Raw genomic sequence first — 24,922 nt, forward strand, 5'->3', positions numbered from 1 at the left:
CGCGCGGTATCACGCCGTCGCTGAACCACGCGCTGGCGACGGCCGCACCGACGGGGGCAGACCCGGTCGTGGACATTCTCGCAAGCCACCTCTCGCTGGGGTGCGCACCCATCGATGGGGGCATGGGCGGCTTCGTCCACCATTGCGCCTGCGGGTGGTCCTCGGAACTCGGACTCGAGCACCTGGACTCGGAGGGCGGCCCGGTGGGGATCGTGGACACCCTGGTCCGACGGTTCGCCGCCCACCAGGCGGAACTCGTCCGTGACCGGATCCGGCCGTAAACCGGCGGCGGGGGCCTCGACCAACGTCCCCGGCCCCGCAAACCAAGGGGCAGCAACGGCCGGAACACCTCCACTTCCCCGTGGAAGGTCCGTGAGCACGGGGAATCGCGTTGTCACAGCGGAGACGGAGCGGGCGAAGATGGATCGCCTCGTTCGCGCGCTGTGGATTCTGGCCATCCTCGTGATTGCCGCGATGGCCGTCTTGTCGACGGGAATCCTAGGCCTCTGGCTCGACCCCGAGCCGGAGACGGATCTTGGTCTTCGCCTCTGGCATTCGACCGCGACCGGCGGCGCGTAACCGTCCGCTGTCTTGGGGCCGGCAGGACGGACGCTTCGCCCGGGTCCGCGGCGGCGCTACGCTGAGGCATCACGTCACCAGGGGGAGCCAATGTCTTACCGGCCCAATTCCATCGCCGGACCGTTCATCGCCACCGTCTCACTGTTCGTCGCGGCGGGTGTCTTCGGCTATCTGGGTTTTCTGGAATCCCGCATCGGCGGCTCCCTGAGCGTGACGCTGGCGGTGGCCGGAGCGCTCTTTTTCGCCGCGCTGGCGTGCGCCGTCTGGACCGCGTGGCGTATCGTGACGGCGTTGGATTTCCTGGTCTCCGCCGCGCCCGAGAGTACGGCGACGGTTGGTCCGGAAACGCACGCCAGCCCGCGCGGGACACCGAACCCCTAGCCTCCGCTTCCCCGGACGCCGAGGAGCCGGCTCACTCGCCCGCGCTTGTCCCCCATGCCGGGACGATGGGCGTCTGAAGAGCGATCACCCAGGCGCCGAACTCCCGGATTCTCGCCGCCGGGGCATTCCTCACCCTCACCCCCGGTGCCTTCCCCCTCGGCCGATTGCGCCAGCGAGACGGCGAGGGCATGGACCGATGCCCCGCAGAAGGCAGCAGGACGCGGCCTTGCTCGCCCACTGCAGGATCGATGGGCTCCTCGCGGCGCGGGACATGACTCTGAAGGACTTGGGCAAGCGGATCGGCGTGAGCCTGTCCGTCCTGAAGAACAGCCATGCCCAAGCCATTTGGCTCTAGACCCTGACCACCATCTGCCGGTCGCCGGAGCGCGGCATCGGCGACCTGCTGGTCCTACACGCCGCCCCCGTTGGCGAAGCTTGGGCAGTCTCCCGGGCGCGCCGCCCGCCTGCTCGTCATGGAGACCCTGCGCCCTGCCTACTTCTGGGACCCCTCCGGCGGTGGTCCGGCAGCGTTCTGGCCGGCCGTCAGGTATTCCTGGACGCTCTGCTCGGGCACCCGATAGGACCTGCCAAAACGCACCGCCGGCAGCTCCCCCGTGTGCACCAGCCGGTAGACGGTCATCTTCGAGACCCGCATCGCGGCCGCGACTTCGGCGACCGTCAAATAGTGGGCGTGCTCGAACTTCTGCAAATCAACCATTTCATCCCCAATTCAGGTTGCCCGTCGTCCCCACGACGGTCCAGGAAGTGCAACAGTGGCTCATGGCCACGGCAGCACCCTTGTGATCGCAAGAGAACCACGGGCAACACCCGAGCGACATGCGGAAAAGGCGCAATTTCGGCAAAAGATCCCGCGGATCGGCGGCGCCGGGTACCGCACGCGGCGACCATGGGCAAGGTGTGGTGGTCAGGGGTACGTCGCGAAGACGGAACCCTGCCGCTGACCTCTCTTGTCGCGGGACGGGCGCGGGACTAGAATGCCCCCGTCCAGCACGGCAGTTCACGACGGGGCCCCCAAGGCCCGGAGGTCGCAAGCGGAAGCATGTACGGCGGAAAGTACTCGTCGGTGGTGTGCGCGGCACTCGCCGCGGGCTTGCTGGTCTCACCCGCCGCGGGCTTGCTGGTCTCACCCGCCGCGGCCGCCGGACAGGGCACCGAAACGCCATCCGCCACGGCCCGGGGCGCGCCCGCCATCCTCTCGGGACAGCTGGTCGACGCAGCCGGCAACGGGGCCCGGTCCCACGGTCCGCTGACCATGTACGCGTGGCCGTCCAACAAGGCGCTGGACGCCCTCCTCGTCGGCGAAACCGTCCCGCTCGTCCCCGTCGGGGAGGCGTCCACGGACGCGGACGGCAACTTCAGCTTCACCGGGACCGGGGCACTCGCGGCGCACACCGCGAGCGGCGAGCCGGTCAACGTCACGATCGTCGGAGCCACCGCCGCCGGAGTGCACCGGTACGCGACGTCCATCGACCCTGCGACCCTGCGCGGCGGTCCGACGCCGGCCGCCGCGGACCCCGAGGCCCCCCTCGCCATCAAGCCGTCCCCGACCGTGCCGTCCCCGGCGGCGCCGTCCGTTGCGGCGTCGTCCCCGGCCGCGTGGCCCGAGGGTGCCGGCGGGTTCTGCGGGGCCACCCTCTCCGCCACGTACCGGGAGGTGCCGTCCCAGGTGGGCGGAACGTTCGTCCACTCCAAGGGCGCGACGTCCAGCTTCCGGTTCACCTCCGGGGCCACCGGAACGTTTGGGGTGGGCATGTCCGGCGAGGGCCGCTTCGGAACCTACGCGGCCGGGGGTACCAGCACGCTGACCAGCGACTTCTCGATCAACTTCCCGACCACCACGCAGGGGGCCCGCTTCCACCAGGCGTACGTGGTCCCGAAGAAGCTGAGGACCACCTGCCTCACCCCGGACGGGGTGCCCTACACGTCCTGGTACGAGGTCCGCGCGACGTCCTACGCGGGTGGGGGCAGCACCGTGCAGGGCTCGACGTTCAAGACGCTGAAATACTGCACCAAGCTCGAAAAGGGCCACGTATGGGAGAAGAACACGACCACGGCCATCACCTGGTCCGCCGGCCTGCAAACGGGACGGGTGATCGGGGTGAACCTGTCCTCCCGCTCGGGCTTCAGCAACGAGTCCAGGCTCATCGTCAACCCCGGATCCAAGGACCGGAGGATCTGCGGACACCACGCGCTGCCGGGCACGACCGAGGGGTTGGGCCCGCGGAGCATCAAGGTCGTCAACCCGTGAGCCGCCGCGCCGCGGTTGTCCCCATGCTCGCTTGCGCGGCACTTCTGGCCAGCTGCGGCACGTACACGGACCAGACCGGTCCGCTGGTCGTCGGACCCGCGTCCGGGGAACCGGAAAACACCATCTGCTCCGCCATCGAGCCCGAGATGCTGAGACCCGGCTTTGCCGAGACGATCTACAACGAGACCAACCATCCGGCGGAGATCCTGTCCATCGATCTGGCCGAGCCGCGGAACCTCGAGGTCACGGGCACCGGGGCGTGGAAGCTGGACGACGGCATCCTGTTGCACTACATGTGGTCCGACGCGGAAGCGGCCCGCGACCGGGACACCGCCAAGTTTGTTGCGAACCTTTCCCCCGCCGAAGGTTTCGTCCTGAACCCCGGGGACGGGGCGGGCGTCGCCGTGACCGCGGAGGTTCTGGACGCCTCCCAACCGGCCGGCGCGCACCAGCTGCGGGTCCGCTACAGGTCCAACGGGCGCGAGTACGCGGAGGTCACCAACGTGTCCTACAAGCTGGAGCCCGACGGTTGCGACTACATGATGGACGAACCCTGATCGACAGGCTCGGCGGGCCTTTAGGGTCTTGACCAGTAGAACGACAGAGGGCGGCCGGCCGGCTGGAGCCATGGACTTCGCGCGGCACTCCCATGGTCAGCCGTCGATGCGGAATTCCCTATCGTAGACCTCCCACGCCATCGGCGGCTCCAGAGACCAGGCGACCTCGTCGAGAAGAGAGTGCAGGGCATCGATCCTGGACTGCGAACTCCCGCTGTCCTCGTCCGGGGTTCCCTCGTAGGCGCGGTTGAGGTGAATCAACCGAACTTCGAGAAACGCGTGAAGTCAGCCGTCCTCGTCCCACCTGCCTTGCCCGCGATTTCATCGGTTTCGGCGAGACGCGTTTCGACGCCGTTCTCACCCCCGGCTCCGTGCTAATCCATGGAGTCCCACATGATGGCCTGCCCCAAAGCCGTGCGCAAGGCGCCGCATTGATTCACCGCAAATGCTCGCGAAACAGGGTCCTTGCCTCATTTGGAAATGCTTGCAAAACTCTGGTGGCCGGTTCGGGCCTCGGGGGCCGCTGTGGATCGTCTCGGGAACGGGAAGTGCCCTCTTGCTCCTGGGCATCGTGCTGCTGGCCGGGGATTTCGTGTCCCGACGGTTCGGGTTCCTGGTGTAGGCGGGGACGGTTCTCGCTCACCATCTACGTGGCTCATCTCGTCGTCCTCGCCCTGCTGGTGCGCCCCGAGCCGCACTCGCTCTCCGCGGGGGCGGGGCCTCTGGTGCCCACGGAAGCGACGGAAGCTGTAGACGATCAGTCCCAACACGAAGGCGCCTGAGGCGATGAGCGTCACGCCGGTCCCTCAGGGGACGAACACCTTGACCTTCGCAAGGCGTTTCTCGGCCTCGTACTCCTCGGTCGGGATGGTCGCAGCTGCGCGGCGGCACACCCGTTCGCACTGGGCGATCGCCTGGAGGTTCTCCTCGCTGCAGGTTCCGTCGTTGAAGCGGCGGAGCCAGCTGTTGCTGTCGCGGAACCGGCCCAGCACAGCGCGCGCTGCGGTACTCGGCCAGGGTCTGTATCGAAGCTGTGGTCAGGGTCGGCGCGGTGGTCCATTCCGGTGCAGTCGGTTCCGGTGCGGAGGTCGTGGTCGTCTTGGCCCAGGGATTGCCGGTTCCGCCCCCGGGCTCACCGCGGCAGGCCGGTGCGGAACGTGCATGCTTGCCGATGTGCACGTCCGTTCACGCGGGCGCGTCAGGCGTGGACTCCGGCGGACGGCGGGCCGCGTCGCGGACGACCGCCGCGCGGCCAACCGCCGAACAGAGGCCCAACGCGGCACCGAAAACCAACCCCAGCGAGGCAGCGTCAGGCGTGAGCGCGAAGGGGCCGGCCAACACGGTCGCCGGCACGGCGAAGAACACGGCCACGTGGACCCGCTGCCGTCGGACAGGCCGCAGCAGCCAGGCCAGCGCCACCCCGAGCGGGAGGGCGGCCACAAGGGCGACCCAGACGCTGGCCACGGCGAAGGACGGCCAGACCTCCAAGTCCGGGACGCGCAGCGTGTCGGGCTGCGCGATGCCGGTCGCGTCGGACCACCAGAACAGCACGAGGCTTCCGGCGAGCCACGCGGAGACGGCGACAGCCCAGCCTTTGACGATCGCAGAGTGGTTCAGGACGACGTGCGGCCGCCCGCCCGTCGCCGCGTCCGTCGGGTTGCTGTCCGGATCCACGGCTCCCCACATCTCCTGATGGGACAAATATTAGATCCGGGGAGCGCGGCGCGCCACGTCGAGGCTGCCCGCCGGTGAGCCCGCAAGCTTAAGGAGTTGTCCCTGGACTCCGGCATCACGGCCAACAACGCTCGGCTGGTTTTCGGCGAGCGAATCGGCAGCCACACCAGAGTCACGATCAAACCCCCGCACTGACGCCCGCGACATCGCATTAGGGTTCGACGTCCTCGTCATCCGCAACGAGGGTACCGCGTCATGTGGCCGGTCCTGCCCGCACCAACGTCCACCGGGACGCCCTCCTCCGCTTTCGCAGACTGAACGGACAGCCCATGTGCTCAACGGCCCTCTGGACGGTGAACCGCGCCGCCAACACCGACGGCTTCACGCACAGATACAGGATGTCGTGTACTTATTCCTGGCGATTCAACGGGTCGCGTCTGGGCAGCCGAGCAGCCGACAGGATTGCCAAGGGGGCCCGTTCGAAGTTCTGAACGACTTCGGCAAGCAGTTCACCGGCAAGCACACCAAGCCGGCACCGGTAGAGGTCCTCTTCGGGCGGATCTACCGGAGGATGGCGGGCGACCGCGCTCCTGACACGGCACCGGTCTCCGAACACGACGGGCAAGATCGAAAGGTTCCCCGGCACGTCGCGCCGCGAGTTCCCCAACGACTCCGGGGCGTTCGCCCCGATGGAGGCGACGCAGCGGTGTTGGCGGCCGCCGAAGAAGCCCGCCCTGCACTTCCGAGTTCCGAGCGGCAAAAAGACGCGTGGGCCGCCGACGCTATCCAGATGGGGCTGCGGCGGGAGCACCGTATATCACGACGAGATTGGTAAAGTCGACGGCGTCGGGAACCGCATTCGTCTTGTCATCGGTTTCTGCGTTCATGACGGTTTCCCGGTTCCCACGATGCACGAGCCCCAAAGCGTGGCCCATCTCATGGACAACGGTGGCCAGCGCCCCATTGTCGCTGGACCGGTCGAGAAGTCCCGTGTAAAGCGTTATGGTTCCGCCAGTGCGAAAAGGGCCGGCTCCCCTGCCCCGAAATTCACCATCGGTCCCCCGGTCGCGGGCAGAGAACCTCTCCTCGACGAAGACACAATTTCCGCCCGCTTTGCACTCCTCGACGGCTATCGCCTGGATGCAGGGGCTCACCGACCAGATCGACGCCGCCTCCCGCACCAGTTTCTCGTAACGGCCGGATAGTCCGCCGGTTTCGAATCCGACGATCACTTCCGCACCGTCCCTCCGATGAGGCCACGGCTTTTCCGGCGTATCCTCGGGATCCACATCGTGCTGCCCGCCTCCACGCAACAAGGCGCACTGGGTGGGATGGGCCACGGCGTCGGAGCCCGTCGATGCCGGAGCCGCATCGCATGCCGAAGTTGCCAATATGAGAGTGATCGCCACCAGGCTGACGGCTTTGGTGCTGTTCAGGACCGGCTCCAATCGGCGAGGTGAAAGGTACGAAGGAGATGGAGGCCGCCGACAGTGAAGCTTCAGCGGGTCCTGCACTTAGTAAACTTCTTGAAAACAAACTTAGGAAGAGTTTCTTTGCCCTGAAGTGCGGCGAAGTCCCTGATCTCGTGGGCGAGACCGTCGGCGGCCTCGAAGTCCATGAGCATGAGCGGTTGCCCGCCGTATGCGCGGCTTCGTAGAAAATGTGCGTGGCGGGACCAACCGGCGGAACCGCCCGCGCTTCATCGTTCCCCAAACAGCAAATCCATCCCTGACCACCCACAGACGCGCCCACTGTTGAAGCGCCCAATCGAGAGGCTTGTGCCGGCCCGCCAACGGGTCCCGCAGCAATGATCCCGAACCCCCACGAGCTCCGGAAAGGGGGCACCCATCAAGCGAGGTGCAGGATCGCGTCCGATCGGCCGTGACAGACCAGGTCGTGCAGGCGCACACTGGCCGGAACCGGTGCGGGATTCCCTCCCCATGAACCGCCGACGCTAGGCACCCACGTCTAGGCGCACTGTTGCGGCTATCTCGAAGAGCTGCTCGGGAAAGGCCAAGGCGGTCACCCCGAACGCCGTGCTCGCAGGCCGGTGATCCCCGAAGTACGCCTTGTGGGCCGCGACAAGTTCATCGAAGTTCTCCTGCAGCCCCACCACCATGGCGGTGTCCTCGACCACTTGGCTACGGGACGCGCCGAAATGCGCGAGAACCTTGTCAAGATTCTCAAAGGCGGCATCGAGCTGGGCGTTGAAGTCACCTTCGCCGATGAAATTGCCCTCGTCGTCGTGAGCGAGCTGGCCCGAAATATAGATCGTGCTACCTACCCGGACGGCCTGGCTGTATCCGTATTCTTCCTCCCAAAACACACCGTGGCTGAATGTCCCGGACTGGTCCGTCATCGCTATCCTTCGCTAGAAGATGTCAACGGTCTGGCAACCCGACCGCACGCTGTGCGACAGTGCCACTGGTTGCAGGTGCGGACCCCTCCGGCCGTTGCGGGAATGGGACGAACCCGGACGGGCTCCAAAGACCCCGAAGGGGCGGAGCGCCACAGTGCTGGCTGCGCCGATTCTCCTACGCGGCGACCCTGCGGGCAAGGCCGGCATCCAAGGCGTGACGATCCCGGCGTCTTCAGATCGGGGCGCCATCCCGGACCCGTCCGCGTCGCGCGCCGGAGGAGTTCACGCGGCAATGTTCCCGCGGCGCAACCGAAACGCTGAAGCCGGCCGAACCGGCGCAATTCCGAACGACCTGCAGGGCACTTGCAAGACCTGGCCGTCGGATTTGGGAGGCGGGCGGCCAGCGAACCCCGATCCAAGCCCGGAGTTCCAAGGATCTTCGAGTACCCCCAGTCGGACTCGAACCGACAACACAGGGATTTTAAGTCCCCTGCCTCTGCCAATTGGGCTATGGGGGCGTGCGGCTCCAGCCTAGTGGATCCGCGGCCGCGGGAAAGGGGACGGAACGGCGACGGCCGTTCCGTCCCCCTCGGCTTCCCGCGGAACCCTGCCGGGCTACTTCGAGGGCGCGGCCTCTTCCGGGGTCCGCGTCCCGGCGGGGTCCGCGGCCGGCTGCTCGACCGGCTTCTGGGCCGGCTTCGGCTTCGGAGTGGCCGCCTCGACGAACTGGCGACGCGGGTTCTGCAGATCGGAGATCTGCGTGGTGTCGCGGTTGAAGAAGAGGCTCCAGAACCAACCGCTCACCACGCGGAACTTGCGCTCGAAGGTCGGCATGGCCATGCCGTGGTAGCCGCGGTGCGCGAGCCAGGCCGGCGCGCCCTTCAGCTTGATGCCCATGATCTTGGCGACGCCCTTCCAGGCGCCGAAGCCCGCGACGGCGCCGAGGTTCTTGTGCTTGTACTCCTTGACCTGGCCGACGCCGTAGCGGACGGCGTAAAGGTTCTTGGCCAGGCGCTTCGCCTGGCGGACGGCGTGCTGGGCGTTGGGGACGCAGGTCCCGTCCGGCAGCCCGCCGGTCAGGTCCGGCACCGCGGAGACGTCGCCGGCGGCCCACGCGCCTTCGATTGGCCCGTCCTCGCCGACGATGCGCAGGTCGGTCCCGGTGCGGACGCGGCCGCGCTCCTCGATCGGGAAGTCCGTGGAACGGACCATCGGGTTCGCCATGACGCCGGCGGTCCAGATCAGGACGTCGGACTCGAACTCCCCGGCGGGGCTCTTGTCCGCCATGTTGATGAGCTCCAGGCGCCCGCCCTCGGCCTTGGCCAGCGAGGTGTTCAGGAGGACCTCGATGCCGCGGGACCGCATGTGCCCGACGACCCACTCCGCCTGCTCGGCCGTGACCTCCGGCATGATCCGACCCATCGCCTCGATGAGGACGAACCGCAGCTCCGACGCGCCGATGCGGCCGTTCTTCTTCGCGGCCGCGCGGGCCATGTCCTCGATCTCGGTGATGGTCTCGATGCCGGCGAAGCCGCCGCCGACGACCGTGAAGGTCAGCGCGCGCTGGCGGAGCGCCGGGTCGGTCAGCATCGAGGCGGTTTCGATGCGCTCCAGGATCTGGTTGCGCAGCGCCACGGCCTCCTCGATGGTCTTCAGGCCGATGCCGGCCTCGGCCAGCCCGGGGATCGGGAAGGTGCGGGTGATGGCGCCGGCGGCCACCACGACGTCGCGGTACTCGAGCTCGACGGGATCGCCCTCGGTCGGCTGGACCACGGCCTTGCGGTTCGCGTGGTCGATCGCGGTCACGCGGCCCGTGATGAGCTCGGCGTGCTTCAAGTGCATGCGGTGGGACACGACGGCGTGGCGCGCCTCGATCTGCCCGGCCGCGACCTCCGGCAGGAACGGCTGGTACGTCATGTACGGCAGGGGGTCCACGACCGTGACGATGCCGCCGCGGTCCTTGACCTTCTTCTGCAGTTTCATGGCGACATAGAGGCCGACGTAGCCGCCGCCGACAACCAGGATGCGCGGGCGGTCTGAAAGCTGGAGTGTGTTTGGCATAGGCACCATGATAGCCCCGAATCAGGATATTGTGAAAATCTTCACGAGCGTCCCTCGGGCAGGTCGTCGAAGGGATCCCGCCTCCTGTCGCCGGCGCTCCACGCGTGTCCGGCGAGCGTCCCCTCGTCCACGCCACCCTTCCCGGCACCCGCGTGGATCCGCCGTCGAACCCGCGCCACGTGCACGGTTCCCGCGAGTGCGACGGCGGCCAACAGCGTCGCGAAACCGATCACCAGCACCGCGGGCAGGGCTCCCCCGGGCGCCTCCGGGGAAACCGGCTCGGGCGCGGCAACCGCGGGCACCGTGGACTCGGGTTGCGGAACCACGGCCGGGGCCGAGGATGCCGGCGGGGACGGCGTCCCGCGCCGGTGGACGCGGATCCACTCGGCGATCGTGCCGAGCGGATTGGCGTCAACGGCCGGCACCTCCGCGGTCAGCGCCGCTCCCGCGTCCAGCAGTCCGTAGCCGTACAGGTTGTCGATCCCCGGCTCGCCGGCGTCCGACGCCGTCGCCAGGACCCGGTTGACCACCTGCGCGGCGCTCAGTTCCGGGTACCGGGAGCGGATCAGGGCCACGACGCCGGAGACCAGCGGGGCGGCGCCGGACGTGCCGGACCAGTCGGCGTAGCCACCGCCGGGGAGTCCGCCGATGAGCGGGTCCGCGGGCGCCGCTACGCCGATGCTGATGCCCTGCGTCGAGGAGTCCCAGCTGGCGGAGCGGTTCGTGTCGACGCCCGCCACGGTCAGCACGCCCGGGATGGTCGCGGGCGCCCCGACCTGCTCCATCCCCCCGGCGCGGTTGCCCGCGGCGGCGACGACGACGACGTCGTGCTGCTCGGCGTACAGGAAGGCCTGGTCCCAGCTGGCGGGCCAGTCGGGCTTCGTGGAACCGAGGGACATGTTGATGACCTGCGCGCCCTGGTCCACGGCCCAGCGGACGGCCTCGGGGACCTGGTCCTCGACGGGGACTCCCCCGGGGTTCTCCGACCCGAGCCACAGCGACACGGCCAGCAGGTCCGCCTCGGGCGCGACGCCGATCACGCCGTCGGGGCCCGGGCCCGGTTCCGGGATCTCCAGCGGGTCCGGCTTCGCCGGGGGCTTCTTCTTGTCCTTCTCCGCCTCGGCGGCGGCCCGCTTCCACGCGATCTCCTGCTGCTCCTCCTCCGCCACCAGCCCCGCGATCTGCTCCGCGTTGTTGCCGCGGCCCGCCAGCATGGTCGACACCAGGGTCCCGTGCTCGGGCAGGGATCCGATGGGCTCGGTGCCGTCGGGCGCCCCGCTGCCGGAGACATCGACCCCGCCCACGACGGCTCCGACCAGGTCGGGGTGGGAGGCGTCCACCCCGGTGTCGATGACGGCGACCGTGACCCCCGCGCCGCGGGACTCCCGCCAGGCCTCGCGGACCCCGTAGTCGTCGATCCAGTACTGGCTGTCCCGGACGTAATCCGCCCGGGCCGGCCCGGCGCCGGCGAGGCCGCCAACGCCGGCCAGGCCGGTCGCGGCCACGAGCGCCGCCAGCGCCCCGGCGACACCCCGGGCAATCCGCCGGCGCACGGGAAACCCGGCGGGCTGGACGAGGGAAGTCGTGCCCCGCGGGCGCCGGCCGCCGGTCCCCCGGACCGCCGTCAGCGGTGCCCCTCGGCCAGCGCGAGGGCGATGCCGTCCAGGATGTCGTGCTCGCTGGCCACGGCCGTCCGGACGCGTCCGCCCGTCTCGGCCTCGAGGCGCAGCAGGATGCAGCGCCAGATCAGGGCGCCCGCCCCGATCACGTCGACGCGGCCCGGATGCATGAACGGCAGGTTCTCGCGCCAGGAGCGGCTGAATCCGAGCAGCTCGGACGCCGCCGCCTCCACGACCCCGATGGGCAGCTCGGTGCCGTCGATGTCGTCCGGCCGGTAACTGTTCAGGTCCAGCGCGTGCGCCGCGACCGTGGTGATGGTGCCAGCCACGCCGATGACGCGGTCGGTGGCGTCCAGCGGGACGCTGAGCATGACGGTGTCGAGCTGCCGGGCGACCTCGGCCTCCGCGGCGGCGACCTCCTCCGGGGTGGGGGGATCGCCGTGGAGGAAGCGCTCGGTGAAGCGGACGCAGCCCATGTCCACGCTCAGCGCCGCATCGACCCCGCCGTCGCCGCCGAGCACGAATTCCGTCGAGCCGCCGCCCAGGTCGACCACCAGGATCTTCTCCCCGGCCGCGGGCGGCAGCACCGAGGCCGCGCCGGCGAAGCTCAGCGCCGCCTCCTCGGCCCCGGAGACGACCTCGGGTTCGACGCCGAGCCGGTGGCGCACGCCGTCGACGAACTCCTGCCGGTTCGACGCGTCGCGGGTCGCCGAGGTGGCGACGAAGCGCACCGTCGCCGCGCCGTGGTCGCGGATCAGGTCCGCGTACTCCTCGACGGCGGCGAAGGTGCGCGCGAGCGCTTCCGGTGCCAGCCGGCCGGTGGCGTCCACGCCCTGGCCGAGCCGCACGACGCGCATGAGCCGCTCGACATCCACGAGCCGCGTGATGCCGTCCTCGTGCGTGATGTCGGCGATGAGCAGGCGGACCGAGTTCGTCCCGCAGTCGATGGCCGCGACGCGCATCAGGAGTCTCCCCCCGCGGCCCGCGCCGGGCGTTCCGCGTCGGCGGCGGCCCGCGCCGCCGCCCGTTCGCGCTTCTTGGCCTCGGGGTCTCCGGATTGGGTCTTCACGTGGCGGCTGCGGTCCCGAGCCGGCGCCTCGCCGGCCGTGTCCCACGCCCCCGCGCAGTGGCAGCGCTCGGGTGTCCACCACTCGGCGATCTTGCCCAGGGCCTCGTCGCCCAGCGGGTTGACGCCGGGCCCGGCGGCGAGCGAGTGGCCGACGAGCACATGCAGGCACTTGACGCGGGTGGGCATCCCGCCGGCGGACACGCCGGCGATCTCCGGGACGGCTCCGACGCCGGTGCGCTCCCCGATCGCGTCGCGGACCGCAAGGTAGTGCTCGTGGGCGGCGCGGTACGCGCCGGCCAACGCCTCGTCGCGGCCGAGCCGCTCCGTCATGGCCGCCATCTCCCCGGCCGCCTCGAGCCGCGAAACGGCTGCGGTGATGACGGGGTGCGTGAGGTAGAACGTCGTCGGGAACGGGATGCCGGAGGCCAGCCGCGGCGCGGTGGTGGCCACGAGCGGGTTGCCGCAGACGCAGCGGGCGCCGATCTCCACGACGTCGCGCACGGGACGGCCGAGCTGCCGGCTCAGCGTGTCCAGGTCGGCGTCGCTGGGAACGCGTTGCCGTTCGTCCAGGCTTTCGTGTCGCGGCGTGCTGGGGGTGGTGTCCACCGGCGGGGCCTCCTCGGGTGTTGTCAGTCGGTGGCGGAGCGCTGGACGGTGTCCCACAGCGCATCCACCCAGGGCAGGTCGGTGCGGACGTCGCCGGGGCTCTCGCTCTCCGGGACGGGCTCCTCCCCCGCGGAACCGATCACCATGTACTTCCGCTCGCCGGGCATGACCAGATTGATGCGGTCCCTGGCCTGCTGCCTGATGTACACGGGGTCGTCCCAGCGGGCGATCTGTTGCTGGAGCTCGGCCTGCTCGAGTTGCTTCGCCGCGATGGACTCGCGCAGTTCGCCCATTTCCTGGCGCTGCGCGACGTAGGTGCCCACGCTCGGCAGCAGCAGGACCGTGATGGTCACCAGGACGACGGCGAGGGCCAGCATGCGGCCGGAGAAGTTGCGGGCCGGCACCGGCGCGCCGCCCGCCTGCTGCGGACCCGACGGCGGACGCTTGCCGGCCCCGGGGGCGTTCTTGGGGGCGCGGATGGCGCCGGAGAGTTCGGCCCGCTCGCGCAGGCGCTGCTCGGAGGGGGCGGGATGGCGCGGCTTGGCGGCCGGCGGATGGTGGGGGTGCCCGCCGTTGCGCACGGTCGCCGGGCGGACCTGCCGCGCGGCCGCGGGCTCGGCGGAACGGGCCGGACGCGAGGCACCGGCCGCGGGCTCGGCGGAACGGGCCGGACGCGAGGCACCGGCCGCGGGCTCGTCCGGAATCGCGCCCAGCGGAATCACCTTCGCGGCCTCGTCGCCGCGGGGGCCACGGGGGTCGCCGGCCTGCTGCCCGGCGGCGCGGGCGCGCGGCATGTTGGGGCGTCGGGTGGCCATCTGACTCCTGCCGGTCTCGCGGGTTGATGCCTGAGGGGAGCCGCGCACGACGGCTCCCCTCATGACTTTACGCGGTGCCCGCGCGTGCTACGCGGTGAAACGCGGGAACGCGGACTTTCCCGCGTAGAACGCGGCGTCGCCGAGCTCCTCCTCGATGCGCAGGAGCTGGTTGTACTTCGCGACGCGCTCGGAGCGCGCGGGGGCGCCCGTCTTGATCTGCCCGGCGTTCGTGGCGACCGCGATGTCGGCGATCGTGGTGTCCTCGGTCTCGCCGGAGCGGTGCGACGTGATGGTGCTGTAGCCGTTGCGCTGGGCCAGGGAAACGGCGTCCAGCGTCTCGGTGAGCGAGCCGATCTGGTTGACCTTGACCAGCAGGGAGTTGGCGGTTCCCCGGTCGATGCCGTCCTGCAGGCGCTCCGGGTTGGTGACGAAGAGGTCGTCGCCCACCAGCTGCACCTTGTCGCCGATTGCGTCGGTCAGCGTCTTCCAGCCGTCCCAGTCGTCCTCGTCCAGCGGGTCCTCGATCGAGACCAGCGGGAAGTCGGCCACGAGCTGCGCGTAGTAGTCGCTCATCTGGCCGGCCGTCAGGGACTCTCCCTCGAACCGGTAGGAGCCGTTCTCGAAGAACTCGGAGGACGCGACGTCCAGCGCCAGCGCGATGTCCTCGCCCGGCGTGTAGCCGGCCCGCTTGATGGCCTCGGTGATGAGCTCCAGCGCCGCGCGGTTGGAGGGCAGGTTCGGGGCGAAGCCACCCTCGTCGCCCAGGCCGGTGGACAGTCCCTTCTCCTTGAGGACCGACTTGAGCTCGTGGTAGACCTCCACGCCCCAGCGCAGCCCCTCGGAGAACGTCGCGGCGCCGACGGGGACGACCATGAACTCCTGGATGTCGACGTCGGAGTCCGCGTGCGATCCGCCGTTGAGGATGTTCATCAGCGGCACGGGCAGCACGTGCGCGTTGGGGCCCCCGAGGTACTTGTACAACGGCAGGTTGGAGGACTCGGCGGCGGCGCTGGCGACGGCGAGGGACACGCCGAGGATCGCGTTGGCCCCGAGATTGGCCTTGTTCGGCGTCCCGTCCAGGTCGATCATGATCTGGTCGATCGCGCGCTGGTCGGTCGCGTCCAGCCCGGTGAGCGCCGGCTGGATCGTGTCGAGGACCGCGTCGATCGCCTTGCGGACGCCCTTGCCCAGGTAGCGGCCCTTGTCGCCGTCGCGCAGCTCGACGGCCTCGAAGGCGCCGGTCGAGGCGCCGGAGGGCACGGCGGCGCGGCCCAGCGAGCCGTCGGAGAGGAGGACCTCCACCTCGACGGTCGGGTTTCCGCGCGAATCGAGGATCTCGCGGGCGTGGATGGCATCGATCAGGGCCATGGAAGGTGCTCCTTCGTGGTGGGATGGGGGAGGTTCGGGACCCGCGGGTGGCGCGTGACACGTGGCCTCGGCACTAGCGTAGCGCCCCGGCGCGGGTCATCGTGAAGTTCGTTGCGCGGGCTTAGCCGAGGGAGGTGCGCAGGTAGTCGAGATCCTCCCGGGCGGTCCCGAGCCACTCGTTGAGGTCCTCGGTCGCCGCCCACCGGTCGTAGAGGTCCGACCCCTCGGCGTTGATGACCTTCTGGCCGGCCTCCACGAGCCACAGCCGGAACTCCGGCGTCAGGCCCGCCGCGAGCGCGTTCCGGTCGATGTCCTCGTCGAGCCCGTCCTCCTCGGACTCGCCGTCCAGGATCCGGGCCACGCGGACCAGCGCCAGGACGCCGTCCGCGTGCTCGGAGATGAACCCCTCGTCGAGCTCGGCGTCGCATCCCTCGCGGAAGGCGGCGAAGTCGAGACCGCCGTCGGACAACTCGTCGATCCAGTCCAGCGCCCCGTCGTTCTCGAGCGGGCCGGTTCCCCATGCACCCATGTCCTGACCTTTCTCGTTACGGCGCGCGCGACGCGCGCCAGTCCTCGTCGGTGTAGCGCGCGACGGCGGCGCGCAGCGCGCGTTCGGCGTCCAGCCCGCGGGCGTGGGCCCGGCGGACGGTGTCCAGCAGGAGGGCGCCCAGCTCCTCCTCGGTGCGCGGGTCCTCCTCGGTGCGCGGGTCCGCCGCAGTGGACCCGTCGTCGGCGCCGGCCTTCGCGCCGGGCCAGGAGTCCGCGCCGGGCCAGCGCCCCGCGCGTTCGATCGCCTTGTCGGCCAGCGCCAGCGCGGGCAGGTGCCGGGGAAGCCCCTGGAAAGGGTCCGTCCGTTCCGGGCGTTCGGCGCGTTTGGCGGCGTCCCACGACGCGATGACCTCCCCCACCGTCGCCGGGAAGGAGCCGCGCAGTCCGCCCGAGGGCGTGAAGACGTGCGTGTTCCGCCGGACCAGCTTGTCGGTCAGGGCGTCGGCGACCGCGTCGAAGCCGAAGGCGCCGCGCCCCTCCGCGATGGAGGCGTGAAGCACCACCTGCAGGAGCACGTCCGCGAGCTCGCCCTTCAGCTCCGCGTCGGGATGGCGCTCCTCGATGCTCTCGACGAGCTCGTAGGCCTCCTCGACGAGGTATTCGACCAGCGAGGCGTGCGTGAGCCCGGCGGTCCACAGGCAATGGGTCCGCAGGGCGGCCACGACCTCGAGGAGCCGGTCGACGGATGCTGACATGTCCCTCCTTCTTCGGGCTGGGCCCCGCCCTGGACGCTACGCCTCGTCGTCGTCGTGTTCGTCCTCGTGTTCGTCCGCGTCGAGCCCGTTCTCGCCGCCGAGGTCCGCGTAGGCCTCGTTGATGTACTCGACGAGCGCCTCGCGCTCCTCGAGCGGCAGGAAGGCGGCCTCGGCGGCGTTGAGCGTGAGCTCAAGCAGGTCCTCGAGGTCGTAGTCGAAGGCCTCGATGAGGAGCTCGAACTCGTCCGACAGCGTCGTGCCGCTCATCAGTCGGTTGTCCGGGCTGACGGTGACCTTGAAGCCCGTCTGGTAGAGCAGGTCGAACGGGTGGGACTCGATGCCCTCGCCGAAAGCCGCGGTCGCTCCGGTCTGCAGGTTCGACGACGGGCAGATCTCCAGTGCGATGCCGCGGTCGCGCACCCAGTTGGCCACGCGGCCCAGGGTCACGAGTCCGGTGTCCTCGGAGACCTCCTCGCCGTCGTCGTCCAGGCCGCCGAACTGCACCTCGATGTCCTCCGCGACGCGCACGCCGTGCCCGAGGCGCTGCGCGCGGCCGGTGACGATCGCGTCGGCGATGCTGTCGATCCCGGCGGCCTCGCCCGCGTGGACGGTGGCCGGGAACATGTTCTCGGCCAGGAGCGCGAACGCGTCGCCCATGCGCGACGGCGGGAAACCGTCCTCCGCGCCGGCGATGTCGAAGCCGACCGCGCCGCGGTCCCGGTGGCGCAGCGCCAGTTCGGCGATCTCCAGGCCCCGGTCGGCGTGGCGCATCGCGGTGATCAGCTGGCCCACCTGGATCGGGCGGCCGCTGGACTCGACGGCGTCGACGCCGGCCTCCAGGCCCTCCTGGACGGCCTCGACGGCCTCGTCCAGGCTCAGGCCCCGCGCGAGGTGCTGCTCGGGGGCCCAGCGGACCTCGCCGTAGACGACGCCGTCGTCCGCGAGATCCTCGACGAACTCCTTCGCCACGCGGACCAGTGCCTCGCGCGTTTGCATCACGGCGATGGTGTGGTCGAACGTCTCGAGGTAGCGCTCCAGCGAGCCGGAGTCCGCGGACTCGCGGAACCAGGCGCCGAGGGCCTCGGCGTCGTTCGCCGGCAGCTCGTGGCCGACCTGCGCCGCGAGTTCGATGATGGTGGCGGGACGCAGCCCGCCGTCGAGGTGGTCGTGCAGCGAGACCTTGGGCAGGCTGCGGAAGTCGAAGTCGGGATCGTATGCGGTATGAATCAGCTCGTCAGTCACGCCCACCAGCCTACGCAACAGCGCGCCGGCGCGGTACCACCGTCTCCGGTCCCGTCGCTAGCGGCTCCGGGACGCGCCGGCGCCGGGTTCCGTCCCGTCCTCCGGACCGGATTCCGTGCCCCGGCGTCGGGCGTCTCCCGCGTGGCGGGTCTCCTCCTCGGCCTGCAGGAGCTCGTACTCGACCGCCTCGGTCGGCCGCCCCAGGCGCTTGAGGATCGCGTAGATGACGCGGTCCAGCACGTAGCCGAGCGCGATGGCGATGACGATCGAGATCCCGATGCCCAGCAGCTGGTTGTCGTGCATCCAGTTGCCGGCCACGGCCCCAATGCCGGCCGAATAGGCGCCCCACGTCAGGCAGCCGAGCACGCTGAGAACGGTGAAGCGGGTCAGCGGGAAGTGCGTGGCACCCGCGGTGAAGTTCACGGCGACGCGGCCGATGGGGATGTAGCGCGCGGTGAAGATCAGCAGGGCTCCGCGCTTCATCAGCTCGTGGCGGGCGAAGGCGAACACCTTCCGGGCACGCCGCGTGCGCATCCAGCGGAACCGCTCGGTCCCCACGCGACGGCCCAGCCGGTAGGCGATCTGGTCGCCGGCGATCGCGCCGAGCGCGCCCACCAGGGCGAGCGCGAAGATGTTGGGCGACCCGCTGCCCACGGCGACGCTTGCGAGCCCCACGATGAGGCTCTCGCTGGGGAGCACGGGGAAGAAGCCGTCGATCAGGCAGAAGACGAACACCAGCGGCAGGATCCACCAGGCGCCCGAGGCCTGGAGGATGGCCTCGTTGATCACGTCCACGGTCCCGGTGTCCCCTTGCCTGTTCTGGTTCCCCCGCATCGGGCGGGGGAACCGTTCGTCCGGTTATCAGTCTTCCCCATGTTCGCTCCGCGCGCGGACGGGACCGCCTGGGCGGCCGGGACGGCCCGGCGGTCCCGTCCGCGCCGCGGGCTACGGCGCGATGCGGGCTACGGCGCGATGCGGTCGATGATGAGCCGCTGGTCCGGGCGGCTGCCCTCCCCGGCGATCACGACGGCGCCCCCGAGCGCCTCCCGCGCCCGCGCGAACTTCTCCGGCGTGTCCGTGAGCAGCGTCATGAGCGGCTGGCCCCGGCGGACGACGTCGCCGGGCTTGGCGTGCATCCGCACGCCCGCCCCGGCCTGCACGGCGTCCTCCTTGCGGGCGCGGCCGGCCCCGAGGCGCCACGCGGCCACGCCGACGCCGAGCGCGTCCAGCTCGGTGAGCACGCCGTCGGCCTGCGCGTAGACGGTCTCCGACTCGCGGGCGACGGGCAGCGCGGCCCGCGGATCCCCGCCCTGGGCTTCGATCATCCGGTTCCACACGTCCATCGCGCGGCCGTCCCGCAGCGCCGCGGCGGGATCGGCGCCGCGGACGCCGGCGGCCTCGAGCATCTCCTCGGCCAGCCGGACGGTCAGCTCCACGACGTCCGCCGGTCCGCCCCCGGCCAGGACCTCGACCGATTCCTCCACCTCGATGGCGTTGCCGGCGGTGAGCCCCAGGGGCGTGCGCATGTTGGTGAGCAGCGCCACCGTCCGCACGCCGGCGTCGGTGCCGAGCGCGACCATCGTCTCCGCGAGCTCGCGGGCGGACGCCTCGTCCTTCATGAAGGCGCCGGAGCCGACCTTCACGTCCAGCACCAGGGCGCCGGTGCCTTCGGCGATCTTCTTGCTCATGATCGAACTGGCGATCAGCGGGATCGCCTCGACGGTGCCCGTCACGTCGCGCAGCGCGTAGAGCTTCTTGTCCGCCGGCGCAAGGCCGGAACCGGCCGCGCAGATCACGGCGCCGCAGTCGGAGAGTTGCGCCATCATGGCCTCGTTGGACAGCGCCGCGCGCCAACCCGGGATCGACTCGAGCTTGTCCAGCGTCCCTCCGGTGTGGCCGAGGCCCCGCCCGCTGAGCTGCGGCACGGCAACGCCGAACACCGCCACGAGCGGCGCGAGCGGGAGGGTGATCTTGTCCCCGACGCCGCCCGTCGAATGCTTGTCCGCGGTGGGCTTGACGGAGCCGTCGGGCCCCCGCAGGCCGGAGAAGTCCATGCGCTCCCCGGAGTTGATCATCGCCGTCGTCCAGCGGGAGATCTCGGCGCGGTCCATCCCGTTGAGCAGGATCGCCATGTTCAGCGCGGCCATCTGCTCGTCGGCGATCGCGCCGCGCGTGTACGCGTCGATGGTCCAGTCGATCTGCTCGGGCGTCAGGGTTCCGCGGTCGCGCTTGGTGCGGATGATGTCGACGGCGTCGAAGGCTTCGGAGCTCATGGGGGGCCTTTCGGGGCTCGGGGCAGGGGCGGGGGATCGGGGCAAGGGCGGGGGCTCGGGGCGGGGGGGTCAGGCGAGGTTCTGCGGGCCGAAGGCGTCCGGCAGGACCTCGTCCATGGTCCTGACGCCGCTGACGGTCATCAGGCGCAGGTCGGCGCCGCGGTGTTCATAGAGCAGCTGCCGGCAGCGGCCGCACGGCATCAGCACGTTGCCGGCGCCGTCCACGCAGTAGAACGCGCGCAGCTTGCCGCCGCCGGTCATGTGCAGCTGGCCCACCAGGGTGCATTCCGCGCACAGCACGACGCCGTACGCCGCGTTCTCCACGTTGCATCCGGAGAGCAGCCTGCCGTCTTCGGTGAGCGCGGCGGCGCCCACGGGGAAGCGCGAGTAGGGCGCGTAGGCGTGCGTCATGGCCTCCCGCGCGGCCTCGGCGAGCCGCGCCCACTCCTCGTCCGTCGGGACGGGCGGGACGGGCGGGACGGGGCCCGTGGCCCCCGGCCGCCCGTCCCCGTCCCGGCGGGGCGCCGGCGTCGTGCCGTCGTGGCTCACCGCGCCTCCCTATTCCTTCACGTACGGGACGCCGCTGGCGGCGGGCGGCCGGCTCTTGCCCGCCAGTCCCGCGACGGCGAAGATCGTCACGAGGTAGGGCAGCATCTGCATGAACTGGCTGGGCACCGGGGTGCCCAGGATCGTCAGGACGAAGGACAGGTTGAGGGAGAAGCCGAACAGCAGCGCCGCGAAGAACGCGCCGATCGGGTTCCAGCGCCCGAAGATGAGGGCCGCGAGGGCGATGAAGCCCTGGCCCGCCGTCATCTCCTTATTGAAGCTCGACGAGGTCACCAGCGTGAAGAACGCGCCGCCGATGCCGGCCACGACGCCGGCGAGGACCACGTTGGAGAAGCGGATCGAGTTGACCCTGATGCCCACCGTGTCGGCGGCCTTCGGGTGCTCGCCGACGGCCCGCACGCGCAGGCCCCAGCGCGTCTTGAACAGGCCGAACCAGACCACGAGGACGGCGGCGTACATGGCGTAGCCCAGGATGGTCTGGTCGAAGAAGATCGGTCCGAAGATCGGGATGTCCGCCAGCAGAGGGATCCGGACCGGGGCGAAGCTCGGCGGGCTGTTGAAGCGCGCCGAGTCGGACTGCATCACGGTGGAGAAGAGGAAGCTGGTCAGGCCGACGACGAGTACGTTGAGCACGACGCCGACGATCACCTGGTTGACCAGGTACTTGATGCTGAACACGGCCAGCACGACCGAGACGGCGATGCTGCCGGCCACGGCGGCCAGCACCCCGGCGTACACGTTCTGCGTGATGGATCCGACGAGCGCCGCGCAGAACGCCCCCGACAGGAGCTGCCCCTCGATCGCGATGTTGACGATCCCGGCGCGCTCGCACAAGACGCCCGAGAGCGAGCCGAAGATCAGCGGGATGGCGAGCGTGAACGAGCCGGCGATCAGCCCGGAGAAGTACACGTTGGGGTTCTCGGCGCTGCCGATCACCCACACCAGGAAGCCCGCGACGAAGACCGCCGCGAACACGGGGGCGAGCCAGCGGGGCAGGCGCTCGGCGCGCGCCGTCAGGTAGACGGCGTAGCCGGCGAGGCCGAGCAGGGCCAGGGACGCGATCCAGCCGACCGGCGTGGTGCCCAGGACGATGTCCGGGACGAACAGGGCGTCGCCGTCGTTCGAGATGCGGAAGCGCGCGGACTTGGCCGGGCTGCCGAGGGCGAATCCGACGAGCGCGACGAGGGCGAGCACGGCATACGTGCCCGCGGCCCCCCAGTTACGGATGCCGGGCGCCGTGGAGCTCCGGGAGGGGCTGGCTGTTGCGGTAGCGGCACTCATGCGGCACCTCCGGCCTGGGCGGCCTGGGCCGCCGGCTTCTTCGTGGACTTGGTGCCGATCCTGAAGATCGAGCGGACCAGCGGCGGGGCCGCGATGAACAGGACGATGAACGACTGCACGACCAGGACGATGTCGATCGGGATTCCGGTCTCCGACTGCATGCCGACGCCGCCGGCGCGCAGCGCGCCGAACAGCAGCCCCGCGAAGAGCGTCCCGATGGGGCTCGACCGGCCCAGCAGGGCCACGGTGATCGCGTCGAAGCCGAAGCTCGCCGCGATGTCGCCGCTGAGCGACCGTTCCGTCCCGGCGATCTGCGCGGTCCCGGCCAGGCCGGCCAGCGCCCCGGCGAGGACCATGGCCGTGACGTAGGCGCGGCCCACGTTGATGCCGGCGGTCTTGGCCGCGGCCGGGTTGGCGCCGACGGCACGCAGCTCGAAGCCCGTGGTGGACCGGTTCAGCAGCCACCAGACGAACGCGACGGCGCCCAGGGCCAGCAGGAAACCGTAGTGCAGGCGGAAGCCCGTGCCGAAGAGCGCCGGGTAGGCCGCGGACTCCATGATCGGCGGGCTGACGGGGTTGTTGGAGCCCGGGCGCTGGAACGCCGGGGTGCTGAGCACGAAGAGCAGCAGGTACAGGGCGATGTAGTTCAGCATGATCGTCACGATGACCTCGTGGGCCCCGCGCGTGGCCTTGAGCACGCCGGCGATGCCGCCCCAGATGGCGCCGCCGACGACGCCGGCGACGATGGCCGCGAGCAGGTGCACTCCCACGGGCAGGTCCAGGGTGAAGCCGACCCAGCCGGCGAGCAGGGCGCCGAGGATGATCTGGCCCTGCGCGCCGATGTTGAACAGTCCCACGCGGAACGCCAGGGCCACGCCGAGTCCGGCGAGGATCAGCGGCGTCGCCACGGTGAGCGTCTCGGTGAGCGGGTAGATCGCGTCGGCGAAGCTGTCGGCCTGCGTGTTGTAGATGGAGCTGCGGAAGAGCGCTCCGTACGCCTCGGACACCGCGGTCCAGGCGGCGGCGAGCGTGTCGCCCGGCCGCGCGAAGAAGTAGCCCGCGGTCGCCTGGACGCGCTCGTCGGTGAGGGCGATCAGCACGGCGCCCACCAGCAGCGACAGCACGATCGCGAGGATCACGATCAGCCCGTCGCCGGTGACCATGCGCCGCAGCGGGCCCGGCCCCTCCCCCGGGGTGTGGCCGGCCTCGGCCAGCTGGGCGGGGGTGTTGCCGGCCTCGGCCAGCTGGGCGGGGGTGTTGCCGGCCGGGGCGCCGCCCGGCACGGGCCGCGCCCCCGCCGTCGGATGCTGCGGTGCCGGGTCCGCCTCGGGGCGCGTGCCCGGCAGGTTCTCGGCGTCAGTCATGGTCGGTCCCTGTCTGGTCGGTGGTGTGCGGTGCGGCGCCGTCTGAGGCGGCTCCCGCCATCATCAGGCCGAGCACATCGCGCGGGGTGTCCCCGGGCACGATGCCCACGAGCCGCCCCTTGTAGAGCACGGCGATGCGGTCGGCGAGCTCCGTGACCTCGTCCAGCTCGGTGGACACGATCATCACCGGCGTCCCCGCGTCGCGCTCGGCGATGATCCGGCGGTGCAGGAACTCGATGGAGCCGACGTCGACGCCGCGCGTCGGCTGCGAGGCGATGAAGAGCTTGAGGGGCCGGGACAGCTCGCGGGCCATGACGACCTTCTGCTGGTTGCCTCCGGAGAGCGTCCCGACGTTGATCTGTCCGCCCTGGGTGCGGATGTCGTATTCGCCGATCTTCTCGTCCGCGTTCCGCGCGATCACGGCGGGCTTCATGCCCAGGCCGCTGGCGAACGGGGCGCGGTCGTACTGGTTCAGGACGAGGTTCTCGGCGACCGTGAACGTGCCCACGAGTCCGTCCGTGCTGCGGTCCTCGGGGACGAACCCGACGCCGCCGCGGATGATCTGCTTCACCGACCGCCCCACGAGCTGCCGGCCCTCGAGGGTCACGGAGCCCGAGACGTGGCCCAGCAGGCCCATGATGGCCTCCGTGAGCTCGGTCTGCCCGTTCCCCTGGACTCCGGCGACGGCCAGGATCTCCCCGCGGGAGATGCCGAAGCTGACGTCGTCCAGCAGCCGCTGCCCGGTGTCCGAGAGCACGGTGAGGTGCTCGACCCGGAAGGTCTCCTCGCCGGGGACGGCCGGGGCCTTGTCCAGGCTCAGCATCACGGAGCGGCCGACCATCAGGGACGCCAGCTCCGTCGTCGACGCCGTCGGGTCCGCCGTGCCCACGACCTTGCCGCGGCGGATGACGGTGATGGTGTCGGAGATCGCCTTGACCTCGCGGAGCTTGTGGGAGATGAACACGATCGCGGTGCCGGAGTCGCGGAGCTGGCCGATGATGCCGAGCAGCTCGTCGGTCTCCTGCGGCGTGAGCACGGCGGTGGGCTCGTCGAGGATCAGGATCCGGGCGTTGCGCACGAGCGCCTTGATGATTTCCACGCGCTGCTGCACACCCACGGGGAGGTCCTCGACGAGCGCGTCGGGGTCGACGTGGAACCCGTACCGGTCGGAGATCTCGCGGATCCGGCGGCGCGTCGTCTCGAGGTCGAGCACCCCCGGGCCGCGGGTGGACTCGTCGCCCAGGGCCACGTTCTCGGCGACGGTGAAGACGGGCACCAGCATGAAGTGCTGGTGCACCATGCCGATGCCGGCCGCCATGGCGTCCCCGGGACCGTTGAAGCGCACGGGCGAATCGTCGATGAGGATCTCGCCCTCGGTCGCCTCGTAGAGGCCGAAGAGGACGTTCATCAGCGTGGACTTGCCCGCGCCGTTCTCCCCCAGGAGGGCATGGACCTTTCCGGACTCCACGACCACGTCGATGTGGTCGTTGGCCGTGAACGATCCGAATCTCTTGGTGATGCCCCGAAGCTCGAGTTTCACGTCGTACCTTTGTTCCCTTCTGGTGTGGTCCGCCGTTCCCGGGGACCGTGCCCC

At 70.5% G+C, this 24,922-nt stretch carries 26 protein-coding genes and 1 tRNA gene; 5 read left to right on the forward strand and 22 right to left on the reverse strand.

The genetic code is table 11. The features are described from left to right. Nucleotides 1-68 precede the first annotated feature (68 nt). The 3 genes from ACETWP_RS16765 to ACETWP_RS16775 all read left to right on the forward strand — a co-directional run bounded on the left by ACETWP_RS16765 (nt 69) and on the right by ACETWP_RS16775 (nt 1,315). Entirely contained in the window at nt 69-281 is a 213-nt protein-coding gene (locus ACETWP_RS16765) for a hypothetical protein (RefSeq protein ID WP_373973419.1), read from the forward strand. A gap of 388 nt (nt 282-669) precedes the next feature. Next, nucleotides 670-960, forward strand: coding sequence for a hypothetical protein (locus ACETWP_RS16770; protein WP_373973420.1), 291 nt, complete (start codon nt 670-672; stop codon nt 958-960). 196 nt (nt 961-1,156) lie between these two features. After that, nucleotides 1,157-1,315, forward strand: a complete 159-nt coding sequence (locus tag ACETWP_RS16775) for a helix-turn-helix domain-containing protein (protein ID WP_373973421.1) — start codon at nt 1,157-1,159, stop codon at nt 1,313-1,315. A 138-nt stretch (nt 1,316-1,453) separates the two neighbouring features. Here the strand turns inward: ACETWP_RS16775 and ACETWP_RS16780 are convergent, their stop codons facing one another. Beyond that, nucleotides 1,454-1,678 (reverse strand): helix-turn-helix domain-containing protein, encoded by a 225-nt coding sequence (locus ACETWP_RS16780; protein ID WP_373973422.1) that lies wholly within the window; start codon nt 1,676-1,678, stop codon nt 1,454-1,456. A gap of 342 nt (nt 1,679-2,020) precedes the next feature. Here ACETWP_RS16780 and ACETWP_RS16785 point away from each other — a divergent pair, with 342 nt between their 5' ends. Both ACETWP_RS16785 and ACETWP_RS16790 read left to right on the forward strand, forming a co-directional pair. Then, nucleotides 2,021-3,229 carry a hypothetical protein gene (locus ACETWP_RS16785; RefSeq protein WP_373973423.1) on the forward strand — a complete coding sequence of 403 codons (1,209 nt, stop codon included), beginning with the start codon at nt 2,021-2,023 and terminating at the stop codon, nt 3,227-3,229. Continuing rightward, entirely contained in the window at nt 3,226-3,786 is a 561-nt protein-coding gene (locus ACETWP_RS16790; RefSeq protein ID WP_373973424.1) for a hypothetical protein, read from the forward strand. The genes ACETWP_RS16785 and ACETWP_RS16790 overlap by 4 nt, the downstream gene beginning before the upstream one ends. Nucleotides 3,787-3,882: 96 nt before the next feature. On the opposite strand, the gene ACETWP_RS16795 is transcribed toward ACETWP_RS16790, so the two are convergent. From ACETWP_RS16795 to ACETWP_RS16895, 21 genes are all read right to left on the reverse strand, one after another. Continuing rightward, nucleotides 3,883-4,047, reverse strand: coding sequence for a hypothetical protein (locus ACETWP_RS16795; protein WP_373973425.1), 165 nt, complete (start codon nt 4,045-4,047; stop codon nt 3,883-3,885). 545 nt (nt 4,048-4,592) lie between these two features. After that, a complete protein-coding gene (locus ACETWP_RS16800) occupies nt 4,593-4,778 on the reverse strand; it encodes a hypothetical protein (RefSeq protein WP_373973426.1) in 186 nt (61 codons plus the stop codon). 193 nt (nt 4,779-4,971) lie between these two features. Next, nucleotides 4,972-5,460 carry a hypothetical protein gene (locus tag ACETWP_RS16805; RefSeq protein ID WP_373973427.1) on the reverse strand — a complete coding sequence of 163 codons (489 nt, stop codon included), beginning with the start codon at nt 5,458-5,460 and terminating at the stop codon, nt 4,972-4,974. Between the two features lie 782 nt (nt 5,461-6,242). Continuing rightward, complete coding sequence (locus ACETWP_RS16810) at nt 6,243-6,974, reverse strand: zinc metallopeptidase (protein WP_373973429.1); 732 nt, start codon at nt 6,972-6,974, stop codon at nt 6,243-6,245. 440 nt (nt 6,975-7,414) lie between these two features. Next, entirely contained in the window at nt 7,415-7,819 is a 405-nt protein-coding gene (locus ACETWP_RS16815) for a RidA family protein (RefSeq protein WP_373973430.1), read from the reverse strand. A gap of 444 nt (nt 7,820-8,263) precedes the next feature. Further along, nucleotides 8,264-8,337, reverse strand: a tRNA-Leu gene (locus ACETWP_RS16820). 97 nt (nt 8,338-8,434) lie between these two features. Next, entirely contained in the window at nt 8,435-9,880 is a 1,446-nt protein-coding gene (locus ACETWP_RS16825) for an NAD(P)/FAD-dependent oxidoreductase (protein WP_373973432.1), read from the reverse strand. Nucleotides 9,881-9,921: 41 nt separating this feature from the next. Continuing rightward, complete coding sequence (locus ACETWP_RS16830) at nt 9,922-11,433, reverse strand: S8 family serine peptidase (RefSeq protein WP_373973433.1); 1,512 nt, start codon at nt 11,431-11,433, stop codon at nt 9,922-9,924. Nucleotides 11,434-11,504: 71 nt separating this feature from the next. Then, entirely contained in the window at nt 11,505-12,464 is a 960-nt protein-coding gene (locus ACETWP_RS16835) for a Ppx/GppA phosphatase family protein (protein ID WP_373973471.1), read from the reverse strand. Continuing rightward, nucleotides 12,461-13,174, reverse strand: a complete 714-nt coding sequence (locus ACETWP_RS16840) for a DUF501 domain-containing protein (RefSeq protein WP_373973434.1) — start codon at nt 13,172-13,174, stop codon at nt 12,461-12,463. The genes ACETWP_RS16835 and ACETWP_RS16840 overlap by 4 nt, the downstream gene beginning before the upstream one ends. 23 nt (nt 13,175-13,197) lie before the next feature. Continuing rightward, nucleotides 13,198-13,989, reverse strand: coding sequence for an FtsB family cell division protein (locus tag ACETWP_RS16845; RefSeq protein WP_373973435.1), 792 nt, complete (start codon nt 13,987-13,989; stop codon nt 13,198-13,200). Between the two features lie 87 nt (nt 13,990-14,076). Beyond that, entirely contained in the window at nt 14,077-15,357 is a 1,281-nt protein-coding gene (gene eno / locus ACETWP_RS16850) for a phosphopyruvate hydratase (RefSeq protein WP_373973436.1), read from the reverse strand. 121 nt (nt 15,358-15,478) lie between these two features. Then, entirely contained in the window at nt 15,479-15,886 is a 408-nt protein-coding gene (locus ACETWP_RS16855) for a DUF4259 domain-containing protein (RefSeq protein ID WP_373973437.1), read from the reverse strand. Between the two features lie 16 nt (nt 15,887-15,902). Continuing rightward, entirely contained in the window at nt 15,903-16,601 is a 699-nt protein-coding gene (locus tag ACETWP_RS16860) for a MazG nucleotide pyrophosphohydrolase domain-containing protein (RefSeq protein ID WP_373973439.1), read from the reverse strand. Nucleotides 16,602-16,637: 36 nt separating this feature from the next. Further along, on the reverse strand, nt 16,638-17,843 hold the full coding sequence (locus ACETWP_RS16865) for an adenosine deaminase (protein ID WP_373973441.1): 1,206 nt from the start codon (nt 17,841-17,843) through the stop codon (nt 16,638-16,640). A 57-nt stretch (nt 17,844-17,900) separates the two neighbouring features. After that, nucleotides 17,901-18,638 carry a DedA family protein gene (locus ACETWP_RS16870; protein WP_373973443.1) on the reverse strand — a complete coding sequence of 246 codons (738 nt, stop codon included), beginning with the start codon at nt 18,636-18,638 and terminating at the stop codon, nt 17,901-17,903. Between the two features lie 167 nt (nt 18,639-18,805). Further along, nucleotides 18,806-20,116 carry a thymidine phosphorylase gene (locus ACETWP_RS16875; RefSeq protein WP_373973444.1) on the reverse strand — a complete coding sequence of 437 codons (1,311 nt, stop codon included), beginning with the start codon at nt 20,114-20,116 and terminating at the stop codon, nt 18,806-18,808. 69 nt (nt 20,117-20,185) lie between these two features. Next, the gene (locus ACETWP_RS16880) at nt 20,186-20,665 is read right to left on the reverse strand and encodes a cytidine deaminase (protein WP_373973445.1); all 480 of its coding nucleotides are present in this window, start codon (nt 20,663-20,665) and stop codon (nt 20,186-20,188) included. A 9-nt stretch (nt 20,666-20,674) separates the two neighbouring features. Beyond that, nucleotides 20,675-21,964 carry an ABC transporter permease gene (locus tag ACETWP_RS16885; RefSeq protein WP_373973446.1) on the reverse strand — a complete coding sequence of 430 codons (1,290 nt, stop codon included), beginning with the start codon at nt 21,962-21,964 and terminating at the stop codon, nt 20,675-20,677. After that, nucleotides 21,961-23,328: an ABC transporter permease gene (locus tag ACETWP_RS16890; protein WP_373973447.1), complete on the reverse strand. Its 1,368-nt coding sequence runs from the start codon at nt 23,326-23,328 to the stop codon at nt 21,961-21,963. Before ACETWP_RS16890 ends, ACETWP_RS16885 begins: the two co-directional genes overlap by 4 nt. Next, a complete protein-coding gene (locus ACETWP_RS16895) occupies nt 23,321-24,868 on the reverse strand; it encodes an ABC transporter ATP-binding protein (protein ID WP_373973449.1) in 1,548 nt (515 codons plus the stop codon). The genes ACETWP_RS16890 and ACETWP_RS16895 overlap by 8 nt, the downstream gene beginning before the upstream one ends. Nucleotides 24,869-24,922: the final 54 nt, after the last annotated feature.

Source organism: Arthrobacter halodurans, assembly GCF_041877255.1.
Classification (GTDB): domain Bacteria; phylum Actinomycetota; class Actinomycetes; order Actinomycetales; family Micrococcaceae; genus Arthrobacter_N; species Arthrobacter_N halodurans.

Coding starts and splice junctions, on each gene's coding strand:
- ACETWP_RS16770 (WP_373973420.1), top strand. CDS start 670: ATGTCTTACCGGCCCAATTCCATCGCCGGACCGTTCATCGCCACCGTC.
- ACETWP_RS16775 (WP_373973421.1), top strand. CDS start 1,157: ATGCCCCGCAGAAGGCAGCAGGACGCGGCCTTGCTCGCCCACTGCAGG.
- ACETWP_RS16780 (WP_373973422.1), bottom strand. CDS start 1,678: ATGGTTGATTTGCAGAAGTTCGAGCACGCCCACTATTTGACGGTCGCC.
- ACETWP_RS16785 (WP_373973423.1), top strand. CDS start 2,021: ATGTACGGCGGAAAGTACTCGTCGGTGGTGTGCGCGGCACTCGCCGCG.
- ACETWP_RS16815 (WP_373973430.1), bottom strand. CDS start 7,819: ATGACGGACCAGTCCGGGACATTCAGCCACGGTGTGTTTTGGGAGGAA.
- ACETWP_RS16825 (WP_373973432.1), bottom strand. CDS start 9,880: ATGCCAAACACACTCCAGCTTTCAGACCGCCCGCGCATCCTGGTTGTC.
- ACETWP_RS16845 (WP_373973435.1), bottom strand. CDS start 13,989: ATGGCCACCCGACGCCCCAACATGCCGCGCGCCCGCGCCGCCGGGCAG.
- eno (WP_373973436.1), bottom strand. CDS start 15,357: ATGGCCCTGATCGATGCCATCCACGCCCGCGAGATCCTCGATTCGCGC.
- ACETWP_RS16855 (WP_373973437.1), bottom strand. CDS start 15,886: ATGGGTGCATGGGGAACCGGCCCGCTCGAGAACGACGGGGCGCTGGAC.
- ACETWP_RS16860 (WP_373973439.1), bottom strand. CDS start 16,601: ATGTCAGCATCCGTCGACCGGCTCCTCGAGGTCGTGGCCGCCCTGCGG.
- ACETWP_RS16875 (WP_373973444.1), bottom strand. CDS start 20,116: ATGAGCTCCGAAGCCTTCGACGCCGTCGACATCATCCGCACCAAGCGC.
- ACETWP_RS16885 (WP_373973446.1), bottom strand. CDS start 21,964: ATGAGTGCCGCTACCGCAACAGCCAGCCCCTCCCGGAGCTCCACGGCG.
- ACETWP_RS16890 (WP_373973447.1), bottom strand. CDS start 23,328: ATGACTGACGCCGAGAACCTGCCGGGCACGCGCCCCGAGGCGGACCCG.